This is a genomic window from Kribbella lupini, assembly GCF_039529595.1.
In the GTDB taxonomy this organism is placed as follows: Bacteria; Actinomycetota; Actinomycetes; order Propionibacteriales; family Kribbellaceae; genus Kribbella; species Kribbella lupini.
In genome coordinates this window covers 2,044,210-2,064,246 of record NZ_BAAANC010000002.1, presented here as the reverse complement: position 1 = coordinate 2,064,246, position 20,037 = coordinate 2,044,210, and the positions used below count along the sequence as shown (strand labels likewise).

20 protein-coding genes are annotated in these 20,037 nt (G+C 70.0%); 12 read left to right on the top strand and 8 right to left on the bottom strand.

Features of this window, described 5'->3' with window-relative positions; all coding sequences use genetic code 11:
* Positions 1-24 precede the first annotated feature (24 nt).
* Positions 25-690: a leucyl/phenylalanyl-tRNA--protein transferase gene (gene aat / locus ABD235_RS23160; protein WP_344177412.1), complete on the top strand. Its 666-nt coding sequence runs from the start codon at positions 25-27 to the stop codon at positions 688-690.
* Here the strand turns inward: aat and ABD235_RS23155 are convergent.
* Positions 664-1,434 (bottom strand): TetR/AcrR family transcriptional regulator, encoded by a 771-nt coding sequence (locus ABD235_RS23155; protein ID WP_344177410.1) that lies wholly within the window; start codon positions 1,432-1,434, stop codon positions 664-666. The genes aat and ABD235_RS23155 overlap by 27 nt on opposite strands.
* Before the next feature lie 124 nt (positions 1,435-1,558).
* Here ABD235_RS23155 and ABD235_RS23150 point away from each other — a divergent pair, with 124 nt between their 5' ends.
* Positions 1,559-2,035, top strand: a complete 477-nt coding sequence (locus ABD235_RS23150) for a nitroreductase family deazaflavin-dependent oxidoreductase (RefSeq protein ID WP_344177408.1) — start codon at positions 1,559-1,561, stop codon at positions 2,033-2,035.
* On the top strand, positions 2,035-3,105 hold the full coding sequence (locus tag ABD235_RS23145; RefSeq protein WP_344177406.1) for an adenosine deaminase: 1,071 nt from the start codon (positions 2,035-2,037) through the stop codon (positions 3,103-3,105). The genes ABD235_RS23150 and ABD235_RS23145 overlap by 1 nt, the downstream gene beginning before the upstream one ends.
* Before the next feature lie 3 nt (positions 3,106-3,108).
* On the opposite strand, the gene ABD235_RS23140 is transcribed toward ABD235_RS23145, so the two are convergent.
* Positions 3,109-3,555 (bottom strand): SRPBCC family protein, encoded by a 447-nt coding sequence (locus ABD235_RS23140; protein WP_344177403.1) that lies wholly within the window; start codon positions 3,553-3,555, stop codon positions 3,109-3,111.
* A 161-nt stretch (positions 3,556-3,716) separates the two neighbouring features.
* On the opposite strand from ABD235_RS23140, the gene ABD235_RS23135 reads away from it, so the two are divergent.
* The 3 genes from ABD235_RS23135 (at position 3,717) to ABD235_RS23125 (ending at position 6,316) form a co-directional block, all read left to right on the top strand.
* Positions 3,717-4,412 (top strand): PadR family transcriptional regulator, encoded by a 696-nt coding sequence (locus ABD235_RS23135; protein ID WP_344177401.1) that lies wholly within the window; start codon positions 3,717-3,719, stop codon positions 4,410-4,412.
* A 141-nt stretch (positions 4,413-4,553) separates the two neighbouring features.
* The gene (locus ABD235_RS23130) at positions 4,554-5,537 is read left to right on the top strand and encodes an ATP-binding cassette domain-containing protein (protein WP_344177398.1); all 984 of its coding nucleotides are present in this window, start codon (positions 4,554-4,556) and stop codon (positions 5,535-5,537) included.
* Positions 5,537-6,316 (top strand): ABC transporter permease, encoded by a 780-nt coding sequence (locus ABD235_RS23125; protein ID WP_344177395.1) that lies wholly within the window; start codon positions 5,537-5,539, stop codon positions 6,314-6,316. Before ABD235_RS23130 ends, ABD235_RS23125 begins: the two co-directional genes overlap by 1 nt.
* Here ABD235_RS23125 and ABD235_RS23120 read toward each other — a convergent pair.
* Together ABD235_RS23120 and ABD235_RS23115 are read right to left on the bottom strand one after the other, a co-directional pair.
* Complete coding sequence (locus ABD235_RS23120; protein WP_344177393.1) at positions 6,279-7,346, bottom strand: acyltransferase family protein; 1,068 nt, start codon at positions 7,344-7,346, stop codon at positions 6,279-6,281. The two genes, ABD235_RS23125 and ABD235_RS23120, sit on opposite strands and share 38 nt — an antisense overlap.
* Positions 7,347-7,480: 134 nt before the next feature.
* Positions 7,481-8,431, bottom strand: a complete 951-nt coding sequence (locus ABD235_RS23115) for a helix-turn-helix domain-containing protein (RefSeq protein WP_344177391.1) — start codon at positions 8,429-8,431, stop codon at positions 7,481-7,483.
* An 83-nt stretch (positions 8,432-8,514) separates the two neighbouring features.
* On the opposite strand from ABD235_RS23115, the gene ABD235_RS23110 reads away from it, so the two are divergent.
* Positions 8,515-8,769 carry a hypothetical protein gene (locus tag ABD235_RS23110; RefSeq protein ID WP_344177389.1) on the top strand — a complete coding sequence of 85 codons (255 nt, stop codon included), beginning with the start codon at positions 8,515-8,517 and terminating at the stop codon, positions 8,767-8,769.
* A 155-nt stretch (positions 8,770-8,924) separates the two neighbouring features.
* On the top strand, positions 8,925-9,746 hold the full coding sequence (locus tag ABD235_RS23105; protein WP_344177387.1) for a class I SAM-dependent methyltransferase: 822 nt from the start codon (positions 8,925-8,927) through the stop codon (positions 9,744-9,746).
* An 85-nt stretch (positions 9,747-9,831) separates the two neighbouring features.
* On the opposite strand, the gene ABD235_RS23100 is transcribed toward ABD235_RS23105, so the two are convergent.
* Complete coding sequence (locus tag ABD235_RS23100; protein ID WP_344177384.1) at positions 9,832-9,975, bottom strand: hypothetical protein; 144 nt, start codon at positions 9,973-9,975, stop codon at positions 9,832-9,834.
* Between the two features lie 159 nt (positions 9,976-10,134).
* Here ABD235_RS23100 and ABD235_RS23095 point away from each other — a divergent pair, with 159 nt between their 5' ends.
* Positions 10,135-10,992 (top strand): Fpg/Nei family DNA glycosylase, encoded by an 858-nt coding sequence (locus ABD235_RS23095; protein ID WP_344177382.1) that lies wholly within the window; start codon positions 10,135-10,137, stop codon positions 10,990-10,992.
* A gap of 3 nt (positions 10,993-10,995) precedes the next feature.
* On the opposite strand, the gene ABD235_RS23090 is transcribed toward ABD235_RS23095, so the two are convergent.
* A complete protein-coding gene (locus tag ABD235_RS23090; protein ID WP_344177381.1) occupies positions 10,996-11,868 on the bottom strand; it encodes an NEW3 domain-containing protein in 873 nt (290 codons plus the stop codon).
* Between the two features lie 289 nt (positions 11,869-12,157).
* On the opposite strand from ABD235_RS23090, the gene ABD235_RS23085 reads away from it, so the two are divergent.
* Together ABD235_RS23085 and ABD235_RS23080 are read left to right on the top strand one after the other, a co-directional pair.
* Positions 12,158-12,481 (top strand): rhodanese-like domain-containing protein, encoded by a 324-nt coding sequence (locus ABD235_RS23085; protein ID WP_344177379.1) that lies wholly within the window; start codon positions 12,158-12,160, stop codon positions 12,479-12,481.
* 138 nt (positions 12,482-12,619) lie between these two features.
* Positions 12,620-16,057, top strand: coding sequence for a phosphodiester glycosidase family protein (locus ABD235_RS23080; protein WP_344177377.1), 3,438 nt, complete (start codon positions 12,620-12,622; stop codon positions 16,055-16,057).
* A 104-nt stretch (positions 16,058-16,161) separates the two neighbouring features.
* Here ABD235_RS23080 and ABD235_RS23075 read toward each other — a convergent pair whose 3' ends face one another.
* Complete coding sequence (locus ABD235_RS23075) at positions 16,162-17,355, bottom strand: ATP-binding protein (protein ID WP_344177375.1); 1,194 nt, start codon at positions 17,353-17,355, stop codon at positions 16,162-16,164.
* Positions 17,356-17,520: 165 nt separating this feature from the next.
* On the opposite strand from ABD235_RS23075, the gene ABD235_RS23070 reads away from it, so the two are divergent.
* The gene (locus ABD235_RS23070; protein ID WP_344177373.1) at positions 17,521-18,543 is read left to right on the top strand and encodes a GTP pyrophosphokinase; all 1,023 of its coding nucleotides are present in this window, start codon (positions 17,521-17,523) and stop codon (positions 18,541-18,543) included.
* Here the strand turns inward: ABD235_RS23070 and ABD235_RS23065 are convergent.
* Positions 18,540-19,952 carry an MFS transporter gene (locus tag ABD235_RS23065; RefSeq protein WP_344177371.1) on the bottom strand — a complete coding sequence of 471 codons (1,413 nt, stop codon included), beginning with the start codon at positions 19,950-19,952 and terminating at the stop codon, positions 18,540-18,542. The two genes, ABD235_RS23070 and ABD235_RS23065, sit on opposite strands and share 4 nt — an antisense overlap.
* Positions 19,953-20,037 lie beyond the last annotated feature (85 nt).

Here is a 20,037-nt window from a genome sequence, read left to right as displayed (position 1 = left end):
GGAGGCGTGCGCGAGGATGGTGGCGTGCCTGTTGAACCGCCTGCCTCCGTCTGGGAGTTCCCGCCGGTCGCGGTGGCCGGGAGTGGGGACGTGGTCGCGGCGGGAGCGGATCTCGAGCCGGGGACCGTGCTCGCGGCGTACCGGCGTGGGCTGTTCCCGATGCCGGACAGCCACGGGCCGCTGCTGTGGTGGTCGCCGCTCGAGCGTGGCGTGATCGAGGTCGCCGGGTTCAGCCCTTCGCGGTCGCTCCGGCGGGCGCGGCAGCGGTTCGAGATCCGGGTCAACACCGCCTTCGACGAGGTGATCCGCGCCTGCGCCGACCCGAGACGCCCGGGGTCGTGGATCGACGCGGACATCATCGCGTCGTACACGCGGCTGCACCGGATGGGCTGGGTGCACTCGGTCGAGGCCTGGGACGGCGACGAGTTGGCCGGCGGCCTGTACGGCGTGGCGATCGGCGGGCTGTTCGCCGGGGAGTCGATGTTCCACCACAAGACCGACGGCTCGAAGGCCGCGGTCGCGGGGCTCGTCGAGCTGCTCGACGACAAGTACGCCGCCGAACGCGTGCTCGACATCCAGTGGGTCACCGACCACCTGGCCACGCTCGGCGCGGTCGAGATCCCGCGCGACGAGTACGTCCGCCGGGTCCAGCGAGCCCTCGAACTACCGCTGCCCGACGCGTTCGCCTAGGCCGAGGAAGTCGGCGTGCGAAGCGATCGCCGCCTCGAACAGCTCGTCCGCGGGATCGAAGGTCCCGACGAACTGCCCGAACAGCTCGAAGCTCACCAGCCCGAACAACTGGGCCCAGATCATCCCGGTCCGCAGCAGCACGGCCCGCGGTACGCCGGGCGCGATCTCCTCGAGCGGCTGCAGCTGGCCCACCAGCGTTTCTGAGGGCTCGGCCGCGTCTTCAGGCACCGCCAGTACGCCGGCCTCTGCCGCGCGCTGGAGAACTCCGAGCAGGCAGACCGCCACCCGCGACGCGGGCTGGACCGTGCTCTGCGGCGCGCTGTACCCGGGCACGGGCGAGCCGTAGATCAGCGCGTACTCGTGCGGATGCTTCCGCGCCCACGCCCGCACCGCCCGGCAGGCCGCGAGCCAGGCCTCCCGCGGCGCGGCCGCCGACTGCTCCTTCGCGGAGTCCAGCGGGCCGGCGGCCGGCTCCTCCTTCGCGGCGCCCAGCACCCCCGCCGCCGCCTTCTCCACCGCCGCGCCCAGCGCGTCGTACGCGTCGATGATCAGCGCGGTCAGCAGGTCGTCCCGGCTCGGGAAGTACCGGTACAGCGCGGACGACACCATGCCCAGCTCGCGCGAGACCGCGCGCAGCGAGAGCCGCTCGGCGCCGTCGGTGGCGAGCTGGCGGCGCGCGGTGTCCTTGATCTCCTGGGTCAGCTCGGCCCGGGCTCGGTCCCGTGCGGTTCGTCCGGCGTTCATGCCCCGCAGTCTGCCACGATCAGTGCACTAAAGCGAGAGCGGTGCTCTTGACAAGGATCACCCGCCCCGTGTTCACTGGTCACAACAGAGAGCACCGCTCTCGAAAACGAAAGGCCCATCCGCCATGAAGCAGACGTACGACAAGAACCGCGTCATCACCTCCGGCCAGAGCAGCATGCTGGTCTTCAACAAGGCCGTCGCCGCGCTGACCAAGGCCGGGATCAGCCTGATGGGCAGCCGGGTCCTCTCGGTCAAGGGCCGCAAGTCCGGCGAGTGGCGCAGTACGCCGGTCAACCTGATGACGCTCGACGGCCAGCCGTACCTGGTCGCCCCGCGCGGTCACGTGCAGTGGGTGAAGAACCTGCGCGCCTCCGGCGAGGCCCACCTCCGGCTCGGCCGCAAGACCGAGGTGTTCCGCGCCGTCGAGCTGGCGGACGCCGACAAGCCCGAGGTGCTCCGGCTGTACCTGAAGAAGTGGGCCTGGGAGGTCGGCGCGTTCTTCGAGGGCGACGTGGACAAGAACTCCTCGCTGGAAACGCTGCTGCAGGTCGCGCCCGGCGTACCGGTCTTCAAGATCACGCGGGATGCCAAGATGGGCTGATGATCACTCCCGAGCAGTTGACCGCGGCGCCGAAGGTGCTGCTGCACGATCACCTGGACGGCGGTCTGCGGCCCGCGACGATCGTCGAGCTGGCTCAGGAGATCGGGCACCGGCTGCCGCGGACGGATCCCGCTGAGCTCGGCCAGTGGTTCGTCGAGTCGGCCGACTCCGGGTCGCTCGAGCGGTACCTGGAGACCTTCGACCACACCGTCGCGGTGATGCAGAACGCCGCCGCGATCACCCGGGTCGCCAGCGAGTGCGTGCAGGACCTGGCCGCGGACGGGGTCGTGTACGCCGAGATCCGGTACGCGCCCGAGCAGCACCTGACCGCCGGGCTCAGCCTGGAGCAGGTCGTCGACGCGGTCCGCGAAGGCTTCGAGCACGGCATGGCGAACGCCGAGCGCCCGATCGTGGCCCGTCAGCTGCTGACCGCGATGCGGCACCAGGCCCGCTCGATGGAGATCGCCGAGCTGTCGGTCGCCTACCGCGACGCCGGCGTCGTCGGTTTCGACATCGCGGGCGCCGAGGCCGGCTACCCGCCCACCCGGCACCTGGACGCGTTCGAGTACCTGCAGCGCGAGAACGCGCACTTCACCATCCACGCCGGCGAGGCCTTCGGCCTGCCGTCGATCTGGCAGGCGATCCAGTGGTGCGGCGCCGACCGTCTCGGTCACGGCGTACGGATCATCGACGACGTCACCGAGAACGCCGACGGCAGCGTCGAGCTCGGCCGGCTGGCGGCGTACGTCCGGGACCGCAGGATCCCGCTGGAGATGTGCCCGAGCAGCAACCTGCAGACCGGCGCGGCCACCTCCCTCGCCGACCACCCGATCGGTCTGCTCACCAAGCTCCGCTTCCGCGTCACGGTCAACACCGACAACCGCCTGATGAGCGGTACGTCGATGAGCCGCGAGCTGGCCCTGCTCGCCGAGGCCTTCGACTACGGCCTGGCCGACTTCCGCTGGTTCGCGATCAACGCGATGAAGTCCGCCTTCATCCCCTTCGACGAGCGCCTCGCGATCATCGACGAGATCATCAAGCCCTGGTACGCCGCCGAGCTCAAGGCCTGAGCCTCAGTTCCGGCTTTCGAGCCGCTCCTTCAGCCTGGCCAGGTTGGCCGGCATCTCCTTGCGGGCCTGGGGTCTGACGACCAGCGGTACGAGCAGCTTGCCGATCCCGTGACCGGTGAAGTCGACTGCGATCCTGACCCGGCTCCGGCTGGTGCCGGCGACAGGCTCGACCGCGACGTCGATCAACGCCCGGATCGGCCCGTCGTCGCCGCGCACCGCCCACGCGTTCGGTGGCGCGTACTTGACGATCGTCGACGTCACCGACCGCTCACGGCCGCCGATCTGCCGCGTGGTGCGACACACGGATCCGACCGTCGGCGGACCGTCGTGGTCCAGCCCGCCGCCGGTCACGCCGGCCTGCCACTGCGGGAAGTGCGTCGGGTCGATCACGTACTCGAAGACCTCGGCCTGCGGGGCGTCGACCTCGATCTCGGTCACGATGGCACTCATCAGCGAACCCTTCCTGTCGTCGTTACCCGGTCTGACGAACGGCTGAGCACGGATTCGACACCAACCTAAGGCAACCGGCCGTCGGCCGCGGCTCGATTACTTGACATCGGGTACCCGTCAGCGAATACTCGATCTCAAGTAATCGAGATCGAGGAGGGGTGATGGTCCGGCGCAAGGTGAGCAACCCGTTGGCGTTCGCCGTGCTCGGCAGTCTCGGCGAGCGGCCGATGCACCCGTACGAGATCTCGACGATGCTCAAGGCCCGCGGCAAGGACGGGAGCATCAAGCTCAACTACGGCTCGCTCTACTCGGTCGTCACCGCGCTGGAGAAGGCCGGTTTCGTCGAGGCCGTCGAGACCGTCCGTGAGGGCAACCGTCCGGAGCGGACGATCTACGCGATCACCGACGCCGGCCGGGCGGAGTTCGACGGCTGGCTCGAGGAGTTGCTCGGGACGCCGGAGAAGGACTTCCGGCAGCTCGAGGCGGGGCTCGCCTACCTGCCGGCGTTCGCGCCGGACCGGGTCGCGGACCTGCTCGAGCAGCGGGCCGCCGTACTGGAGGAGGAAGCCGCGGGGCTGGAGCGCATGCACGACGTGATGCGCTCGAAAGGGCTCCCGGAGATCTTCTGGATCGAGTCGGAGTTCCGGGTCGAGCTGCTGCGGACCGAGATCGCGTTCGCGCGCCGGCTCGCCGAGCGGATCCGGACCGACGACCTGGAGGGCACCGAGTTCTGGCGCCGTACCCACGACCTGGTCGCCGAGCTCGGCGTCCAGCCGGGCGACCTGCTCAAGGACCCGGTCAAGTACTTCGGTGTCGACTTCCCCTGGTTGCGGGAGGTCCCACCGGACGCACAGTGAGAAACGGCCCCCGGCCCGAGGTGCGGCAACACCTGGGTCGAGGGCCGTCAGTTCCTCGAGCCGGTCCCGAAGGACCTGATGACCCAAGGCGCAGCATCAGGATAGACGGCCCGGCTCCTTCACCCCATCAAAGGAGTCACCATGGTCAGTCATGCCCTGACGGCCGTCGACCTGGTCAAGACCTATCCCGGAGCCCGCCGCGGCCCGGGGGTCCGGGCCCTCGACGGACTCACGTTCTCGGTGCCGGAAGGCGTCGTGCTCGGTCTGCTCGGACCGAACGGCGCCGGCAAGTCCACCACCGTCAAGATCCTCACCACGTTGTCCCGCGCGGACTCCGGCACGGCGCTCGTCGCCGGGTACGACGTCAACCGCGAGCAGGACGAGGTCCGGCACGTGATCGGCTACGTCCCGCAGAAGGCGAGCTCCGACCCGATGGCCACCGGTCTGGAGAATCTCGTGCTCAGCGGCCGCATCCACGGGCTGTCCCGGTCCACGGCGACGTCACGCGCCCGGGATCTGCTCGAGCGGTTCAGCCTGACCGAGCAGGCCCTTCGGCAGGTCAAGACGTACTCCGGCGGCCAGCAGCGTCGGCTCGACGTCGCGCTCGGGCTCGTGCACCGCCCGAAGGTGCTGTTCCTGGACGAGCCGACCACCGGCCTCGATCCGGAGGCCCGGGCCGACCTGTGGGCCGAGGTGCGCCTGCTCGCCGGCGACGAAGGGCTCACCGTGCTGCTCACGACGCACTACCTGGAAGAGGCCGACCGGCTCGCGGACCAGTTGGCGATCGTCGATCACGGCAAGATCGTTGCCGAGGGCACCCCCGAGGGCCTGAAGGCGGAACTGCGCGGCGACACCGTGCAGGTGGAGCTGGTCGACGCGGATGTCGACGGCTCGGTCCGGACCTTGCTGGCCGGTCTGCCGGGCATCGGCGAGATCGTTGTTGAGGGCAACATGTTGCGGGCGCGGGTGGACCGCGGCGCGACCGCCGTACCGGCCGTGCTGGGAGCCCTTGAGGAGAAGGCGATTCCGGTCGGCGCGGTGACGGTGTCGCGGCCGTCGCTGGACGACGTGTACCTGAGCTACACCGGCCGGTCGTTCCAGGCAGCGGAAGAGCAGGTGGCGTGATGAGCACCCCAGTTCTCGCCCACACCGGGTTGATCACGTCGCGGTGGCTGCGGGCGCAGTTCCGCTCGCCCGCGCTGATCGCGTTCACGCTGGTCCAGCCGGCGATCTGGCTGCTGCTGTTCGGGCAGCTGTTCAAAGGCATCGTCGAGCTGCCGGGCTTCGGCACCACGTCGTACATCGCGTTCCTCACCCCGGGCATCGTGATGATGACCGCGCTGATGTCGAGCGGCTGGAACGGCACCACGTTCATCACCGACATGGAGCGCGGCGTGATGGACCGGATGCTCGCGTCGCCGGTGCGCCGCGGCGCGCTGATGGCCGGGCAGCTGATCAGCAACGCCACCAGTACGGCGATCCAGGCGCTGCTCGTCTTCGGCATCGGCCTGGCCGCCGGCGCCCGGTACGACGGCGGCGTGGTCGGGTTCCTCGTCACGGTCGCGGCGTCGGTGCTGATCGGCACGGCGTTCGGGTCGCTGTCGAACGCGGTCGCGCTGCTCACCCGTCAGCAGGAGGCGCTGATCGGCATCTCCCAGTTCGTCTCGCTGCCGCTGACGTTCATGTCGTCGATCATGATCGACCCGAAACTCGCCCCGCACTGGGTCGAGGTCGCCGCCCGCTTCAACCCGGTCGACTGGGCCACCGTCGCCGCCCGCGAGGCCTTGTCCGCCGACCCGGACTGGGCGTCGGCCGGCCGCCACGGCCTGTACCTGCTGGCGTTCACGCTGGTCGTCGCCTACTGGTCTACCCGGGCTTTCCGTACGTACCAGCGCTCGGTCTGACACCGAAGGGGGCTCGTCCCAGGCGAGCCCCCTTCAGTACGCGGAAGGCTGGCTCCTCGACGTACTTGGTGAGCAGCCAGGCGAGGATGACGACGCCGGCGATCGCTCCGGCGACCTGGACCGGTCGGCCGAGACCGAGCGCCATCAGGTGGTAGGCGATCAGGTAGCCGAGCTCCTGGTTGAGCAGGTAGATCCCGAACGACACCTTGGCCAGGAACTGGACCGGTCGCCGGACCGGAGCGAAGACCGTCCAGTCCGGACCGCGCGCGGCGAACGCGACCAGGACCAGCAGCGCGCCGATACCGAGTGACGACGGCAGGTCCGCGGTGTGCGCGTACTGCGCGTACACCGCGGCGACGAGCAGCGCACTGAGGTGCACGGTGCTGATCCGGCGCTGCGACCACAGCCACAGCGCGATCCCGATCGCGAACAGCTGCAACCGGTGGAAGCCGAAACCGTTCCAGACCTGCTGCACCACCAGCGGGCTGCGCAGGATCCGGTCGTGCCACTGCAGGATCACCGGCGCGACCGTCATCACCCACAACAGCACGGTGATCCGCGACGGCGACCCCATCCCGCGCGGCCAGAGCAGAGCGGCGGCGACGAACGCCATCAGCTGCAGCGGCAGCGTCCAGTACGAGCCGTCGATCAGCTTGACGGTCGGATCCAGCGACGCGATCAGTGTCAGGTTGCCCCACAGGTCCCGTGGGGTCGGAAGGATCCAGTTGTCCGGGCCGAAGAGCACCAGCAGGCTGTACGTCGCGAGCACGGCGGCCAGGTAGGGCGGCAGGATCCGGCAGACCCGCTTCCACAACCACGGCAGCGTCGGGCCTTTGCGGATCGTCACGCAGACGAAGTACGCGCTGATCACCAGCAGCACACTCGCGCCGACCTGGAACGGGTGCCGGCCGAGCGGTTCACCCAGCTCGGGGTGCAGCACCGGCCCTTCGAAGGCGGCGTGGTTCACGACCACTGCGAAGACGGCAACGACGCGGACTACGTCCCAGCTCAGGCGGCGCGGAGCACCCACCTGGGGAGAGGGCGGTGGCAAAATTCACGACTCACAGACATCTCGACCGACTCCCCCTGTCACGCGTTGGTGATCCTAGGCAGACGCGATCGGCCGATCCCACCTTGTGTGCGAAGGGTCACGCGGCCGTGCCGTCAGGCGGTCTGGAAGGTCCGGCGGTAGTTCTGCGGCGGGACGCCGACGACGCGGCGGAAGTGGTGGCGCAGCAGCGCCGCGGTGCCGAAGCCGGCCTCGGCGGCGATCTGCTCGATGCCCAGCGTCGTCTGCTCCAGCAGCGTCCGGGCGTGCAGGACGCGCTGCGTAGTGACCCACTTGAGCGGGGTCGTCCCGGTCTCGGCGACGAAGCGGCGGGCGAAGGTGCGCTCCGACATCTGTGCGCGGCGGGCCAGGTCGGGCACGGTGTGCTCGATGGTCAGGTTGGCGACCATCCAGTCCAGGACCGGCTGCAGGCTCTCGCCCGACGACTCCGGCACGGGAACCTCGACGTACTGGCGCTGGCCGCCGTCGCGCTGCGGCGGGACGACCATCCGGCGGGCGATCCGGGTCGCGACCGCGCTGCCGAGCTCGCGGCGGACCAGGTGCAGGCAGGCGTCGATGCCGGCCGCCGTACCGGCGCTGGTGATGATGTTGCCGTCGTCGACGAACAGGACGTCCGGGTCGAGCCGGGCACGCGGGTAGCGCTCGCGGAAGAGGTCGGCGTACCGCCAGTGGGTGGCGCAGTTGCGGCCGTCGAGCAGCCCGGCCGCGCCGAGCACGAACGCGCCCGAGCAGACCGTCAGCAGGATCGCGCCGCGGGCCTCGGCCTTGCGCAGGGCGCTCAGGATGCGTTCGTCGTACGCCTCCCGCCAGGTGGTCGCGGGCAGCGCGACCAGGTCGGCGTCCTCAAGCTCGTCCAGCCCGTACGGCGCGATGACGGCCGAGTGGCTGCTGGTCCGCAGCGGCTCGCCCGGGCGGGTCGAGCAGACCTTGAAGTCGAACGCGGGCACGCCGTCGTCGGTCCGGTCGATCCCGAAGACCTCCGAGAGCACGCCGAACTCGAAGACCGCGACGTCCTCCATCAGCACCACGGCGATCTTGCGCAACATGCGGACCAGTATGGCAGAAATTTGCCGAAGGTGGTCAGTAGTGCCAATTGTGGCGGGATGTGGACGGTAGAATGATTACTGCCATGACCGGAATCGTAGTTCTCTCAGTCCTCGCACTGGCCATCGTCGCCGCGCTCGAGCTCAGCAACCGCCGCCACTCCACCGGCTTCCCGGCCGGCCCGAGCGGCGACCGCGACATCGCCAGGACCAAGCTCGACCTGCTCGCCCTCGGCGGCAGCGCCAAGCCCTTCACCCACAAGCCCGCCTCGACCCCGAGCACGGTCGTCCACATCCGCCGCGCTCGCTTCCACGCCCCCCACGGCCGGCACGCAGCCTGAAGCTGATCCGTCCGGTCCAACCGCCGCCCGACCCAGCCCTGCTGGTTCGGGCGGTTTCTTGTGCTTTCGGCGTCGACTTCGTCGCCGGGGGGTCATCCGGAGCCGGGTCGAAAACGTGGAGCGGGCACGGCAGCTTGTGTGTCACCCTCACTCGCATGGACGACTACCGGGTGGTCAATCGCGAGAGCTGGGACGAGCGGGTCGCGGCTCATGCGGCGTCGCCGGACTACAAGCTGGCGGAGTTCGAGCGCGATCCGTCGTACATCTCCGACGTGGTGCGGTTCGACCTGCCGCGGCTGGGTGACGTCAGCGGCTTGCGCGGCGTCCACCTGCAGTGCCACATCGGCACCGACACGGTGTCATTGGCCCGGCTGGGCGCACAGATGAGCGGGCTCGACTTCTCCGGTCCGGCGGTGGAGCAGGCGCAGTCGTTCGCGGACAAGCTCGGGCTGGAGGTCGACTTCCACCAGGCCGATGTGTACGACGCGGTCGACGTGCTGGGTGCGGCGTCGTACGACCTGGTCTTCACCGGGATCGGCGCGATCGGCTGGTTGCCGAGCATCGATCGCTGGGCGGCGACGGTGAGCGGACTGCTGAAGCCGGGCGGACGGCTGTTCATCCGCGAGGGACACCCGATGCTCTGGGCGCTCGACGAGGCGACCGACAAGCTCGAGGTCGGCTACCCGTACTTCGAGACCCAGGAACCGATGGTCTGGGACGAGGGCGGGACGTACGTCGAGACCGACGTGCAGTTCGAGCACACCGTGACGCACGAGTGGAACCACGGGCTCGGCGAGATCATCACTGCGCTCATCGAGCACGGCCTGCAGCTGACGGCGTTCGAGGAGCACGACAGCGCTCCCTGGGTCCCGCTGCCCGGCAAGATGACCAAGGACCCCGACTTCAACGAGTGGCGCCTGACCGACCGGCCCGAGCGCCTGCCCTGCACCTACACGCTGCAGGCCGTCAAGCTCTGACGTGAGCCGGTACGCCGTACCGGCGCACGCCTCGGACCCGGCGAGGGTCGTCCCTGCTCGCCGGGCCGGGCGGAGTCGGTAGGGCTCAGTGCGCGTTGCGGCGCTGCTGGACCTTCTGGAACATCTCCTTGGCCTTGCGCTGGTTCTCCGGCTTGCTCAGCTCGCGCTGCGCGACCTGGGCCAGCTTGGCGACCACAGCGCCCTTGAGCAGTGTCTTCACGAAACCCATCGGGGGCCTCCTTCTCGTCTTGCCTCGAAGGTAGCGGTTCACCCCAAGAAACCGGCTAGGGAATCCGCCTGAGCGACCCCCGGGTTTCCGCCCGCCGACCACCTGAAACCCCTACTGGCGAGTCTGGGAACTGTCGGTGCGGTACGGCACACTGGTGGGGTGCCCGAGTTGCCGGAAGTCGAATCGTTGGCGGGGTTCCTGCGGGAGCGAGCCGTCGGACGGGCGATCGTGCGTGCCGACATCACCGCGATCAGCGCGCTGAAGACCTACGACCCGCCGATCTCCGCCCTGACCGGGCTGCTGATCGACGACGTCAGCCGGCACGGCAAGTTCCTCGACATCGAGGCTTCCGGCGTGCACCTGGTGATCCACCTGGCCCGGGCCGGCTGGCTGCGCTGGCGCGAGCAGCAATCGACGGCGCTGGTGCGGCCGGGCAAGGGCCCGATCGCCCTGCGGCTGATCCTGGACGACGAGTCCGGCTTCGACCTGACCGAGGCCGGCACGCAGAAGAAGCTCGCCGTGTACGTCGTGCGGAACATCAACGAGGTCCCGGGCATCGCCAAGCTCGGTCCCGACCCGTTCCTGCTCTCGCCCGAGGGCTTCGCCGAGATCATGCACGAGGCCGGCCGGGTCCAGCTGAAGGGCGTCCTGCGCAACCAGTCGGTGATCGCCGGGATCGGCAACGCCTACTCCGACGAGATCCTGCACGTGGCGAAGATGAGCCCGTTCAAGCCGGCGTCGAACCTGACCGACGACGAGCTGCAGGAGCTCTACATCGCGATGCAGGAGACGCTGCGCGACGCGGTCGAGCGCTCGAAGGGCCTGGCCGCGCAGGACCTCAAGTCCGAGAAGCGCAGCGGCATGCGCGTGCACGGCCGCAAGGGCGAGAAGTGCCCGGTCTGCGGTGACATCGTCCGCGAGGTCAGCTTCGCCGACTCCTCCCTGCAGTACTGCGCGACCTGTCAGACCGGCGGCAAGCCGCTGGCCGACCGCCGTCTGTCCAAGCTGCTCAAGTAGTCGTCACCAGGGCAGCGAGGCCGAGCGGCGTCCGGCGTCCAGCTGGACGGTCAGCTGCGCGGCGCCTTCCTCGCGTTGCAGCTGAAGCTTGCGGCCGATGGTCGCGCCGGGCGCGAGACCCTCGAACTCCCACTCGTCCACAGCGCCGTGCCAACCCGCCGGCACCGGGACCCGCACCGATCCACGAGCCGCCGTACGGCCGAAGTTCGTCACCTGGACTTCGAGCCCGCCGTGCCTCGCGTGCACCGAAGCGAGCACCGTCCCGATCGGCGCGACCAGTGCGCGCGTCACCACCAGCCCGGCCACCGACAGCCGCACGACCTGTCCGGCCCGGACCGGGAAGGGCCCGATGACCTGGCCGACCACCTCGGCCACCGGTACGCCGTACGCGCGTCCTCCGACCTGCACCTGGAACTCGCTGCCGGGCGCGAGTCCCTCGATCAGTCGCATCCCGGCCTCGGCCGGGCCGATCAGCCGGACGCCCACATCCGCCGTACGGCGGGCGACCAGGTGGAAGGTCGCTCTCGACAGCGTCGCCGGAGTGAGGTCCCAGACGCCGTCGGCGTTGGCCGTGGTCGTGTCCGGCGGGACGATCCTGAGCTTGCCCTGCAGCGCGACCTTGACGACGGTCAGCGCCGGCAGCTGCCCGCTCGGCAGCCGCACCACGAGGTCGTCGCCGTCGCGGCGCCAGGTGAGGGCCTTGCCGGTCTGCTCCTCGACGACGTGCCGCGGGGTGGTCGCGAGACCTGGCAGGCGTACCTCGTGGTCGGGCGGGCGGCGGGTGATCTTGAGCAGCAGCACTCCGCAGTTCCGCAGGATCGCCTCACCCCATGGCTGCGGGCCGAACTCGCCGGGGATCCCCTCGACCAAAGCCAAGTCGCGCCTCCCGTTGTCGCCCGATACTGCCGTGTCGCGCTCCATGCTGTCGTGCCGCCGATGCCGCCGATGCCGCCGTGTCGCCGTGTCGCCGTGCGACCGCGCACCTCGCGGCCGCGCCGTCGTCGTACCGGCCCGTCGTTGTCTGGTCGGGAGTCGTGGACGGACGCTCTCTGCTCGACTGTCCGCCGCCGGACCGACGGGTGTCAACGCGCGATCCACCGGCTGAGCAGCCGCATTCCACTGCTCCGGGTGTGATGGTTCACCGACGGGCTGCAATGATCGGGGTATGACGCAGAACCCGATGATTCCCGCCGTCGTCGTCGCCGACGTGGACGACGCTTTGCTGGCCGAGGCCTTCGTGCTCGACGTGCGGGAGCCGGACGAGTGGAACAGCGGTCACATCGAGGGCGCGACCCACATCCCGCTCGGTCAGTTGCAGCAGCGCGTCGGCGAGGTGCCGCTCGGCCAGAAGGTGATCTGCGTGTGCGCGGTCGGTGGCCGTTCGAGTGTCGCCACCCAGTACCTGATGTCCGAGGGCCGCGAGGCGATCAACCTCGACGGCGGCATGCACGCCTGGCAGTCCTTCGGCCGCCCGGTCGCCACCGACTGATCGAGTAGAAAACCTTCCGATCGACCGACGGAGACGTTAGTTTGTCACCGTTCGGTCGATCGGCGTACCCCCGCGCCTCACACGGCAGCAGGACACGCCCCGTCGGATGGCCACGCCCGTCCACCGCCAGGAGGCTCCGTGTCCACGCTCGCTTTCTCCAGACCAGTACGCCGTACGCTGACCGCCGGCCTCGTCGCCGGCGGGCTGTTCCTCACCACCGTCCAGCCCGCAGCAGCCGACCCGATCCAACCGGTTGAAGCTCACCGAGGTTCATCAGCCACCTCCGACATCCCCGACGTCGCGATCGCGCCGGCCGGGGAAGGCCTCGTCACCCGCCGTACCGACAGCCCGGTCGCACCCGGCGTCAACTACACGAGCTTCGACCGCCTGGACGCGCGCGGCTGGTTGCGCGGCGACATCCTCGTCGCCGACCTCGACCGCCAGGGCGTCACCGTCGACTACCTCAACCCGGGCACCGTCGCCGGCCGCGAGGTCCTCAGCCAGCAGGTGCAGCGCAAGCAGGCGATCGCCGGCGTCAACGGCGACTTCTTCGACATCAACGACACCGGCGCTCCCCTCGGCGTCGGCATCGAACGGGACGCCGACGGCGGCGCCGGCCGCTTCGTCAACGGCCCGGCGTCAGGCCACAACGAGACCGCCGTCATCGGCAGCAACGGCCTCGGCCGGATCGCGCAGGTCTTCCTCGAAGGCTCGGCGACCGACGACGACGCGAGCAAGGTCGACCTGACCAACCTCAACTCCCCGACCGTCAACGCGAACGGCATCGGCCTCTACACCCCGCAGTGGGGCGAGGCCGCCCGCACCCGCACGGTCGACGGCCTCCCGACCGTCCGCGAGGTCATCCTCCGCGACGGCGTGGTCGTCTCGTCGAACACGACCCCCGCCACCACCCCGCTGGGAGCGAACGAGCAGGCCCTCATCGGCCGCGAGACCGGCGCGACAGCCTTGCAGGCGTTCGAGCCCGGCGACAAGGTCGAGGTCAAGTACGGCCCCCGCGCCGACGCCGCCGACGCCGCGGTCGCGCTCAGCGGCAACCTCCAGCTCGCCCGCGACGGCCAGATCCTCAACGTCGACGACACCGCCCTGCACCCGCGGACGGCGATCGGCTTCTCCGCCGACGGCCGCCGGATGATCCTGCTCACCGTCGACGGCCGCATGGTCGACTCCCGCGGCCTGACCGAGAAGGAACTGGCCCGGCTGATGCTGGACCTCGGCGCGGACGACGTCCTGAACCTCGACGGCGGCGGTTCGTCGACGATGCTGAAGCGCTCGCCCGGCGAGGCGACGCCCGAGGTCGTCAACAAGCCCTCCGACGGCTCCGAACGCCTGACCCCGAACGGCCTCGGCCTCCTCCCGGTCAAGGGTTCCGGCCGGCTCAAGGGCTTCCGGATCGAAGCCACCGGTACGACGGCCGAGCCGGCCGACGCCGACCTCACGCGCAGCGCCAGGGTCCTGACCGGCCTGAGCCGAGTTCTCACCGCCCGCGGCCACGACGAGACCTACGCGCCCGCACCCGGTACGCCGTACTGGTCCGCCGGCAGCAACGCGCGCGTGACCAACGAGGGCGTCGTGACCGGCCGACGCGCCGGCGATGTCGTGATCACCGCCGCCAAGGGCCACGCGAACGGCCGCTTCCCGATGACCGTGCTCGGCGAGCCCACGCGGCTCGCGCCGTCGAGCAAGCAGGTGTCGTTGCCGAACGCCACCACCAAGGGTTTCTTCAGCGTCACCGGGTACGACGCCGACGGCTTCTCCACCTGGGTCGAACCGCGCGACGTCACGCTCACGTACGACAAGACGCTCATCACTGTGGTTGCCAAGGGCAATGGCTTCGAGGTGAACGCGCTCGGCGCGGACGCGGTCTCGACCGTGATCACCGCGAAGGTCGGCGCGCTCAGCACCCAGCTCAGCGTCACCGCCGGGCTCAGCAGCGAGGTGGTCGACGAGGTCGACGACCTGACCCGCTGGCAGGCGAACGCCGTACCGGCCGGTGCTGCGACCGCAATCCGCTCGGCCGCTGAAGGTCACGACGGCGGTCAGGCGATCGCGCTCGACTACTCGTTGACCGGCAGCACGGCCACGCGCGCGGCGTACCTGTCGATGACGCCGCAGCAGATCCTGCCCGGCCAGCCGCAGAAGCTCGGCGCGTGGGTGTACGGCGACGGCAAGGGCGCGTGGCTGCGTGCCAACGCGTACGACGGCGCCGGTGGTTCGGCGCAGACCCTCAACCTGGCGGCGACGGTCGACTGGACCGGCTGGAAGTACGTCGAGGCCGACATCCCACCGGGCCTGACGATGCCGCTGAAGTTCTGGCGGATCTACGTCGTCGAGACCGTGCCCACCCGCCAGTACGCCGGGCGCATCGTCGTCGACGACCTGACCGTCCGCGGCGCTCCGCCGGTCACCGTCCAGCCGCCGGCCAAGGTCGTCGACCCGATGGTTGTTGCCGACGGCAAGCTCGACGGGAGGCGCTGGAAGTTCGCCGTACTGTCGGACGCGCAGTTCACCGCGGACGACCCGGAGTCTGATTTCGTCAAGCAGGCCAGGCGGACGATCCGCGAGGCGCTCGCGCAGAACCCCGAGTTCCTGGTGATCAACGGCGACTTCGTCGACCGCGGTTTCGCGAACGACATCGCGCTGGCCAAGCGGATCATCGACGAGGAGGTCGCCGGGAAGGTGCCGGTGCACTACGTGCCAGGCAACCACGAGAGCTACGGTCCGGGCGACCTGTCGGAGTGGAGCAAGGTGTTCGGCGCGCCGACCAGCACGTTCGATCACCAGGGCACGCGGTTCGTCCTGCGCGACTCGTCGCTCGGGTCGCTGCGGGCGGGTGGGTTCGCGCAGATCCTCGACCTGCGCAAGCAGCTCGACGACGCCGCGAAGAACGAGGCGATCCGCAACGTCGTGGTGATGGCGCACCACCCGATCGACGACCCGTCGCCGACCGCGAACTCGCAGCTCGGAGACCGCAAGGAGGCCGAACTGCTGGTTCGCTGGCTGGCCGACTTCCGCGCGTCGACAGGCAAGGGCGCGGCGTACATGGCCGCCCACGCCGGGACCTTCGCGGCAACCCGTACGGACGGCGTACTGCTCCCGCTGACCGGCAACTCCGGCAAGAGCCCCGCCGCTGCTCCTGACGCGGGCGGCTTCACCGGCTGGGCCCTGGTCGGCATCGACCCCGACGCCCGCGCCGCTGACGCCGGCGTACGCCACTGGTCAGCTCCCGAGCGCTCGTGGTTCCAGGTCGAGCTCCGCCCGCATGTGGACGCCCTGGAGCTGGCCGCCCCTGCCACGCTCCGCCGAGGCCAGTCCGCCCCGGCCACAGCCACAGTCGTCCAGGAAACCCGCCGAGTCCCAGTCTCCTTCCCCGTCACCGCCGACTGGACCGGCTCGACCTTCCTTCACCTCGGCCCAGCCCGCACGGCCCCCTTCTGGGCCGTAGCCAGCTACGACCCAGCCACCAGCACCCTCACCGCCCTCCGCCCCGGCACGGTCGACCTGTCCGTCACCGTCAACGGCACCACAAAATCCCAGCAGATCCGCATCGACTGGTAGACCTGTTGGGATGCGCCTCGACCGCATCACCATCACCGAGTACGACGCCAACTGGCCGGCCCTGTTCGACGAGCAGCGCCGGCCCGGCAAAGGCCCACGCCGCATCAAGCTGTTCGGGTGCGCAGGAACTTGCCGAAGTGGGGGACGGTGAAGGCGACGGTGCCGCGTTCGGCGGAGAAGACGAGGCCCTTCTTGATCAGGCCGTCGCGGGCCGGGGACAGCGACTGGGGTTTGCGTTTGAGGGTGCCGGCCACCTCGGCGGTGGGGACCGAGCCGTCGGCGACGCCGACGCCGAGCTCGGCCATCGCGCGCATGTACTCGCGCTCGGCGGGGGTGGCGCGTTCGTAGCGGGAGCCGAAGAAACCGACGGTCAGCTCGGCGGAGGCTTCGGGACCGGCGACGGCGACGTCCTTGACGGTGATCGGGCTGGCCGGAGCATGGTCCCAGGTGGCGTGCGCGAAGGCCTGGACGAAGTACGGGTAGCCGTCGGTCTGCGCGTACAGCTCGTCGAGGGCGTCTTCCTCGAAGTACACGTCCTCCGTCTCGGCCGGGATCATCAGCGCCCGGTCGCAGGCCTCGCGGGCCAGGCGGTCGACCCGGACGTAGCGGAACAGCCGCTCCGAGTACGACTTGCTCGCCGACAGTACGGCGGGCAGGTGCGGCAGCCCGGCGCCGACGACGACCAGCGGCGCGCTCTGCTGGGAGATCTCGTGGCAGGCGGCGCACAGCGCGGACAGGTCGTCGGCGGAGATGTCCTGCATCTCGTCGATGAACAGCCCGACCCCGACCGACAGGTCGCCGGCCAGGTCGGCCGCGTCGGCGAACAGCTCGATCAGGTCCATCTCGAGGTCGCCCGAGTCGGCCCGGCCCTTGGCCGCGACCACGTCGACCGGCGGATGCCAGCGGATCCCCTTGCGGTCGTTCTGGGCGGTCCGCAGCGCGAAGGCCTTCAGGACGGCGCTGAACTGGTCGACGCGCTCGTTGTCGCGGTGCCGGTGGCCCAGCTCGCGCATCGCGGTGTGCATCGCCTGCGCGATCGGCAGCCGGATGCTCTGGTCCGGTCGGGCCTCGATCTTGCCGGTGCCCCAGGCGCGCTTGATCGCCTGGCTGCGCAGGGTGTTCAGCAGCACGGTCTTGCCGACGCCACGGAGTCCGCTGAGCACCAGACTCCGCTCCGGCCGGCCCGCCGCGACACGTTCGAGCACCACCTCGAACTGCCGCACCTCGGTGTCGCGTCCGGCCAGCTCGGGCGGGCGCTGGCCGGCGCCGGGCGCATAGGGATTCCGGATCGGATCCATGCATTTCACTGTATGAGCGCGTCTAGCGTTTTCCTTAGATTTCGCTAGCGAACCCGAGCGCGTGTCGCTGCTCTGTCAAAGACTTGCCCTGTCTAGCGAAATCACTAGATTCCACTAGACGTCCACATCGATCCTTAGTGGCCCGGGGCGCACTAAGGTCGGCGCATGGGTGGGGTCGAGGCCAGGGACTGGGCCGTTCAGGCGGCGGCGCAGTACGAACGCATGCACCAGCAGTACGTCGGCGGTGCCCGCAAGCTGGAGTCGCTGATCGACGAGCTGATCGGTGACGAGGAAGGCATCAACTACCTCAGCGCGACCGCTCGCGCCAAGGACCCGGAGTCGTTCCTGGCGAAGGCGTCCAAGCCGCGCGCCGACGATCCCGACCGGCCCAAGTACGACGACCCGCTGAACCAGATCACCGACCTGGTCGCGGCCCGGATCATCACCTTCCTGGTCGAGGCCGTGGACCGGGTCTGCGAGGTGATCGAGGCCGAGTTCGAGATCGTCGAGCACACCGACATGGGCGCGCACACCCGCGCGCAGGGCGTCTTCGGCTACGCCAGCAAGCACTACCTGGTCCGCCTCAACGCGACCCGCCGCGAGCTGCCCGAGTACGCCGTACTGCGCAACCTCGTGATGGAGATCCAGGTCCGGACCGCGGTCCAGCACGCGTGGGCCGAGTTCGAGCACGACATCCGGTACAAGCTGGACATCCCGCCGGACCGCAAGCCGGAGTTCGACCGGCGGTTCCTGCTCGCGGCGGCGCTGATGGAGCTGGCCGACAACGAGTTCACCGAGATCGACCGGCTCTACCGCGAGCTGGCCGCGGCCGCGGACGACGAGGCTCCGCGCGACCTGACCGCGGCGACGCTGACGACGTACCTGACCCGGCGCTACCCGGACGCCCCGCACGCCAAGACCAACCACTACGCGTGGATCCTGGGCATCCTGGCCGATCTCGGCGTGACCACCGAGGAGCAGCTGACCGAGCTGCTGCAGGGCATCGACAGCGCGGCGGTCCAGGCGGCGATGACGCACCGCTTCCCGGCCGGTACGGTCCGGCGGCTCGACGACGACCTGCTCGCCGCGAAGGGTTCGGCGTACGTCGAGCTGTTCCCGGAGGAGGAGCGGCGGCAGAAGATCCTCCGCGGCCGGCTGAAGGCGCTGGCCCGCGCGGGGCTCGCCTAGCCGAGGTCCTGGGCGACCGCTTCCGCTGTACGGCGGGCCCAGCGGCCGGTGGTGATCAGGCCGAGCACCAGGACGAGCGCGCCGCAGCCGGCGATGAGGTACCAGCAGAGCTGGGCCGCGGAGACGAAACCGGTCTCCAGCGGGCCGACCAGCTGGGCGGTGAGCACGGTGCCGACGATCGCGACGCCGAGGGATGCGCCGACCTGGCGGCTGGTCGACGCGATCGCTGCGGCGACGCCGGCCTGCGCGCGGGGCATGCCGGAGACGGCCGCGTTGGTGATCGGCGCGTTGAGCATGCCGAAGCCGAGCCCGAAGATCAGGTAACCGCCGAGCAGCTGCAGGGTCGGCGTACTGGTGCTGAGCTGGGACAGGATCAGCCCGCTCACCGCCAGCATGCTCCCGGCAACGATCAGCGGCAGCCGCGGCCCGCGGTTGCCGACGAGCCAGCCGGAGACCGGCGCGAACACCACGGTCATCGCCGCCATCGGCAAGGTCAGCAGCCCGGCGTGCAGCGCGGAGAAACCGCGGACTTCCTGCAGGTACAGGGAATTGAGGAACAGGAAGCCTGACAGCGCAGCGAAACCGGCGACCGCGATCAGCGTCGCGCCGGAGAAGGGCGCGCTGCGGAAGAACCTGGGCTCGAGCAGCGGCTGGTCCCGGCGCCGTTCGTAGAGCACCAGGCCGACCAGCGCGGCGACCGCGATCACGAAGCAGCCGATGATCAGCGGCGACGTCCAGCCGGCCTCGCGGCCCTCGATGATCCCGTACGTCGTCCCGGCCAGCAGCAGGACGACGAGCACCTGCCCGACCGGGTCGATCCGGCGCGCTACCATCGCCCGCGACTCGGGCACGAACCGCATGGTCAGCAGCAGCGCGATCAGGACGACGGGCACGTTGATCCAGAAGATGTACCGCCAGCCGGCCGAGTCGACCAGCGCGCCGCCGACCACCGGTCCGACCGACAGGCTCAGCCCGACGACACCGCCCCAGACGCCGATCGCCTGGGCCCGCTCGCGCGGGTCGGTGAAGGTGTTGGTGATGATCGACATCGCGACCGGGTTCAGCATCGAACCACCGATCGCCTGCAGCATCCGGAACACGATCAGCAGGTCGACCGTCGGCGCCAGCCCGCACAGCAGCGAGCCGATCCCGAACAGCACCAGCCCGACCTGGAACGTCCGCCGCCGCCCGACCCGGTCCGCGGTCGAGCCGGAGATCATCAGCAGGCTGGCCAGGACCAGCGTGTAGGCGTCGATCGTCCACTGCAGCTTCGACACCGAGGCGTCCAGGTCGGACCGGATCGCGGGCAGGGCCAGGTTCACGATCGTGGAGTCCAGACCGACGATGAACAGGCTCAGGCAACAGATGCCCAGCACCAGCAGACGCTGCCGCCGAGTCAGCTCGCGCACCCGTTCCAGCCTCCGTTCGACAGCCCCTCGGGAAGCCTACAGACCACCTGGCGAAAAGGGTTTGAGGCCCGGTCGAGCAGGCGCC

Bases quoted from the DNA above. Each gene is read 5' to 3' on its own strand.
- ABD235_RS23155 (WP_344177410.1), bottom strand. From the start codon at position 1,434: ATGAACGCCGGACGAACCGCACGGGACCGAGCCCGGGCCGAGCTGACC.
- ABD235_RS23150 (WP_344177408.1), top strand. From the start codon at position 1,559: ATGAAGCAGACGTACGACAAGAACCGCGTCATCACCTCCGGCCAGAGC.
- ABD235_RS23145 (WP_344177406.1), top strand. From the start codon at position 2,035: ATGATCACTCCCGAGCAGTTGACCGCGGCGCCGAAGGTGCTGCTGCAC.
- ABD235_RS23140 (WP_344177403.1), bottom strand. From the start codon at position 3,555: ATGAGTGCCATCGTGACCGAGATCGAGGTCGACGCCCCGCAGGCCGAG.
- ABD235_RS23135 (WP_344177401.1), top strand. From the start codon at position 3,717: ATGGTCCGGCGCAAGGTGAGCAACCCGTTGGCGTTCGCCGTGCTCGGC.
- ABD235_RS23130 (WP_344177398.1), top strand. From the start codon at position 4,554: ATGGTCAGTCATGCCCTGACGGCCGTCGACCTGGTCAAGACCTATCCC.
- ABD235_RS23125 (WP_344177395.1), top strand. From the start codon at position 5,537: ATGAGCACCCCAGTTCTCGCCCACACCGGGTTGATCACGTCGCGGTGG.
- ABD235_RS23115 (WP_344177391.1), bottom strand. From the start codon at position 8,431: ATGTTGCGCAAGATCGCCGTGGTGCTGATGGAGGACGTCGCGGTCTTC.
- ABD235_RS23110 (WP_344177389.1), top strand. From the start codon at position 8,515: ATGACCGGAATCGTAGTTCTCTCAGTCCTCGCACTGGCCATCGTCGCC.
- ABD235_RS23105 (WP_344177387.1), top strand. From the start codon at position 8,925: ATGGACGACTACCGGGTGGTCAATCGCGAGAGCTGGGACGAGCGGGTC.
- ABD235_RS23100 (WP_344177384.1), bottom strand. From the start codon at position 9,975: ATGGGTTTCGTGAAGACACTGCTCAAGGGCGCTGTGGTCGCCAAGCTG.
- ABD235_RS23085 (WP_344177379.1), top strand. From the start codon at position 12,158: ATGACGCAGAACCCGATGATTCCCGCCGTCGTCGTCGCCGACGTGGAC.
- ABD235_RS23075 (WP_344177375.1), bottom strand. From the start codon at position 17,355: ATGGATCCGATCCGGAATCCCTATGCGCCCGGCGCCGGCCAGCGCCCG.
- ABD235_RS23070 (WP_344177373.1), top strand. From the start codon at position 17,521: ATGGGTGGGGTCGAGGCCAGGGACTGGGCCGTTCAGGCGGCGGCGCAG.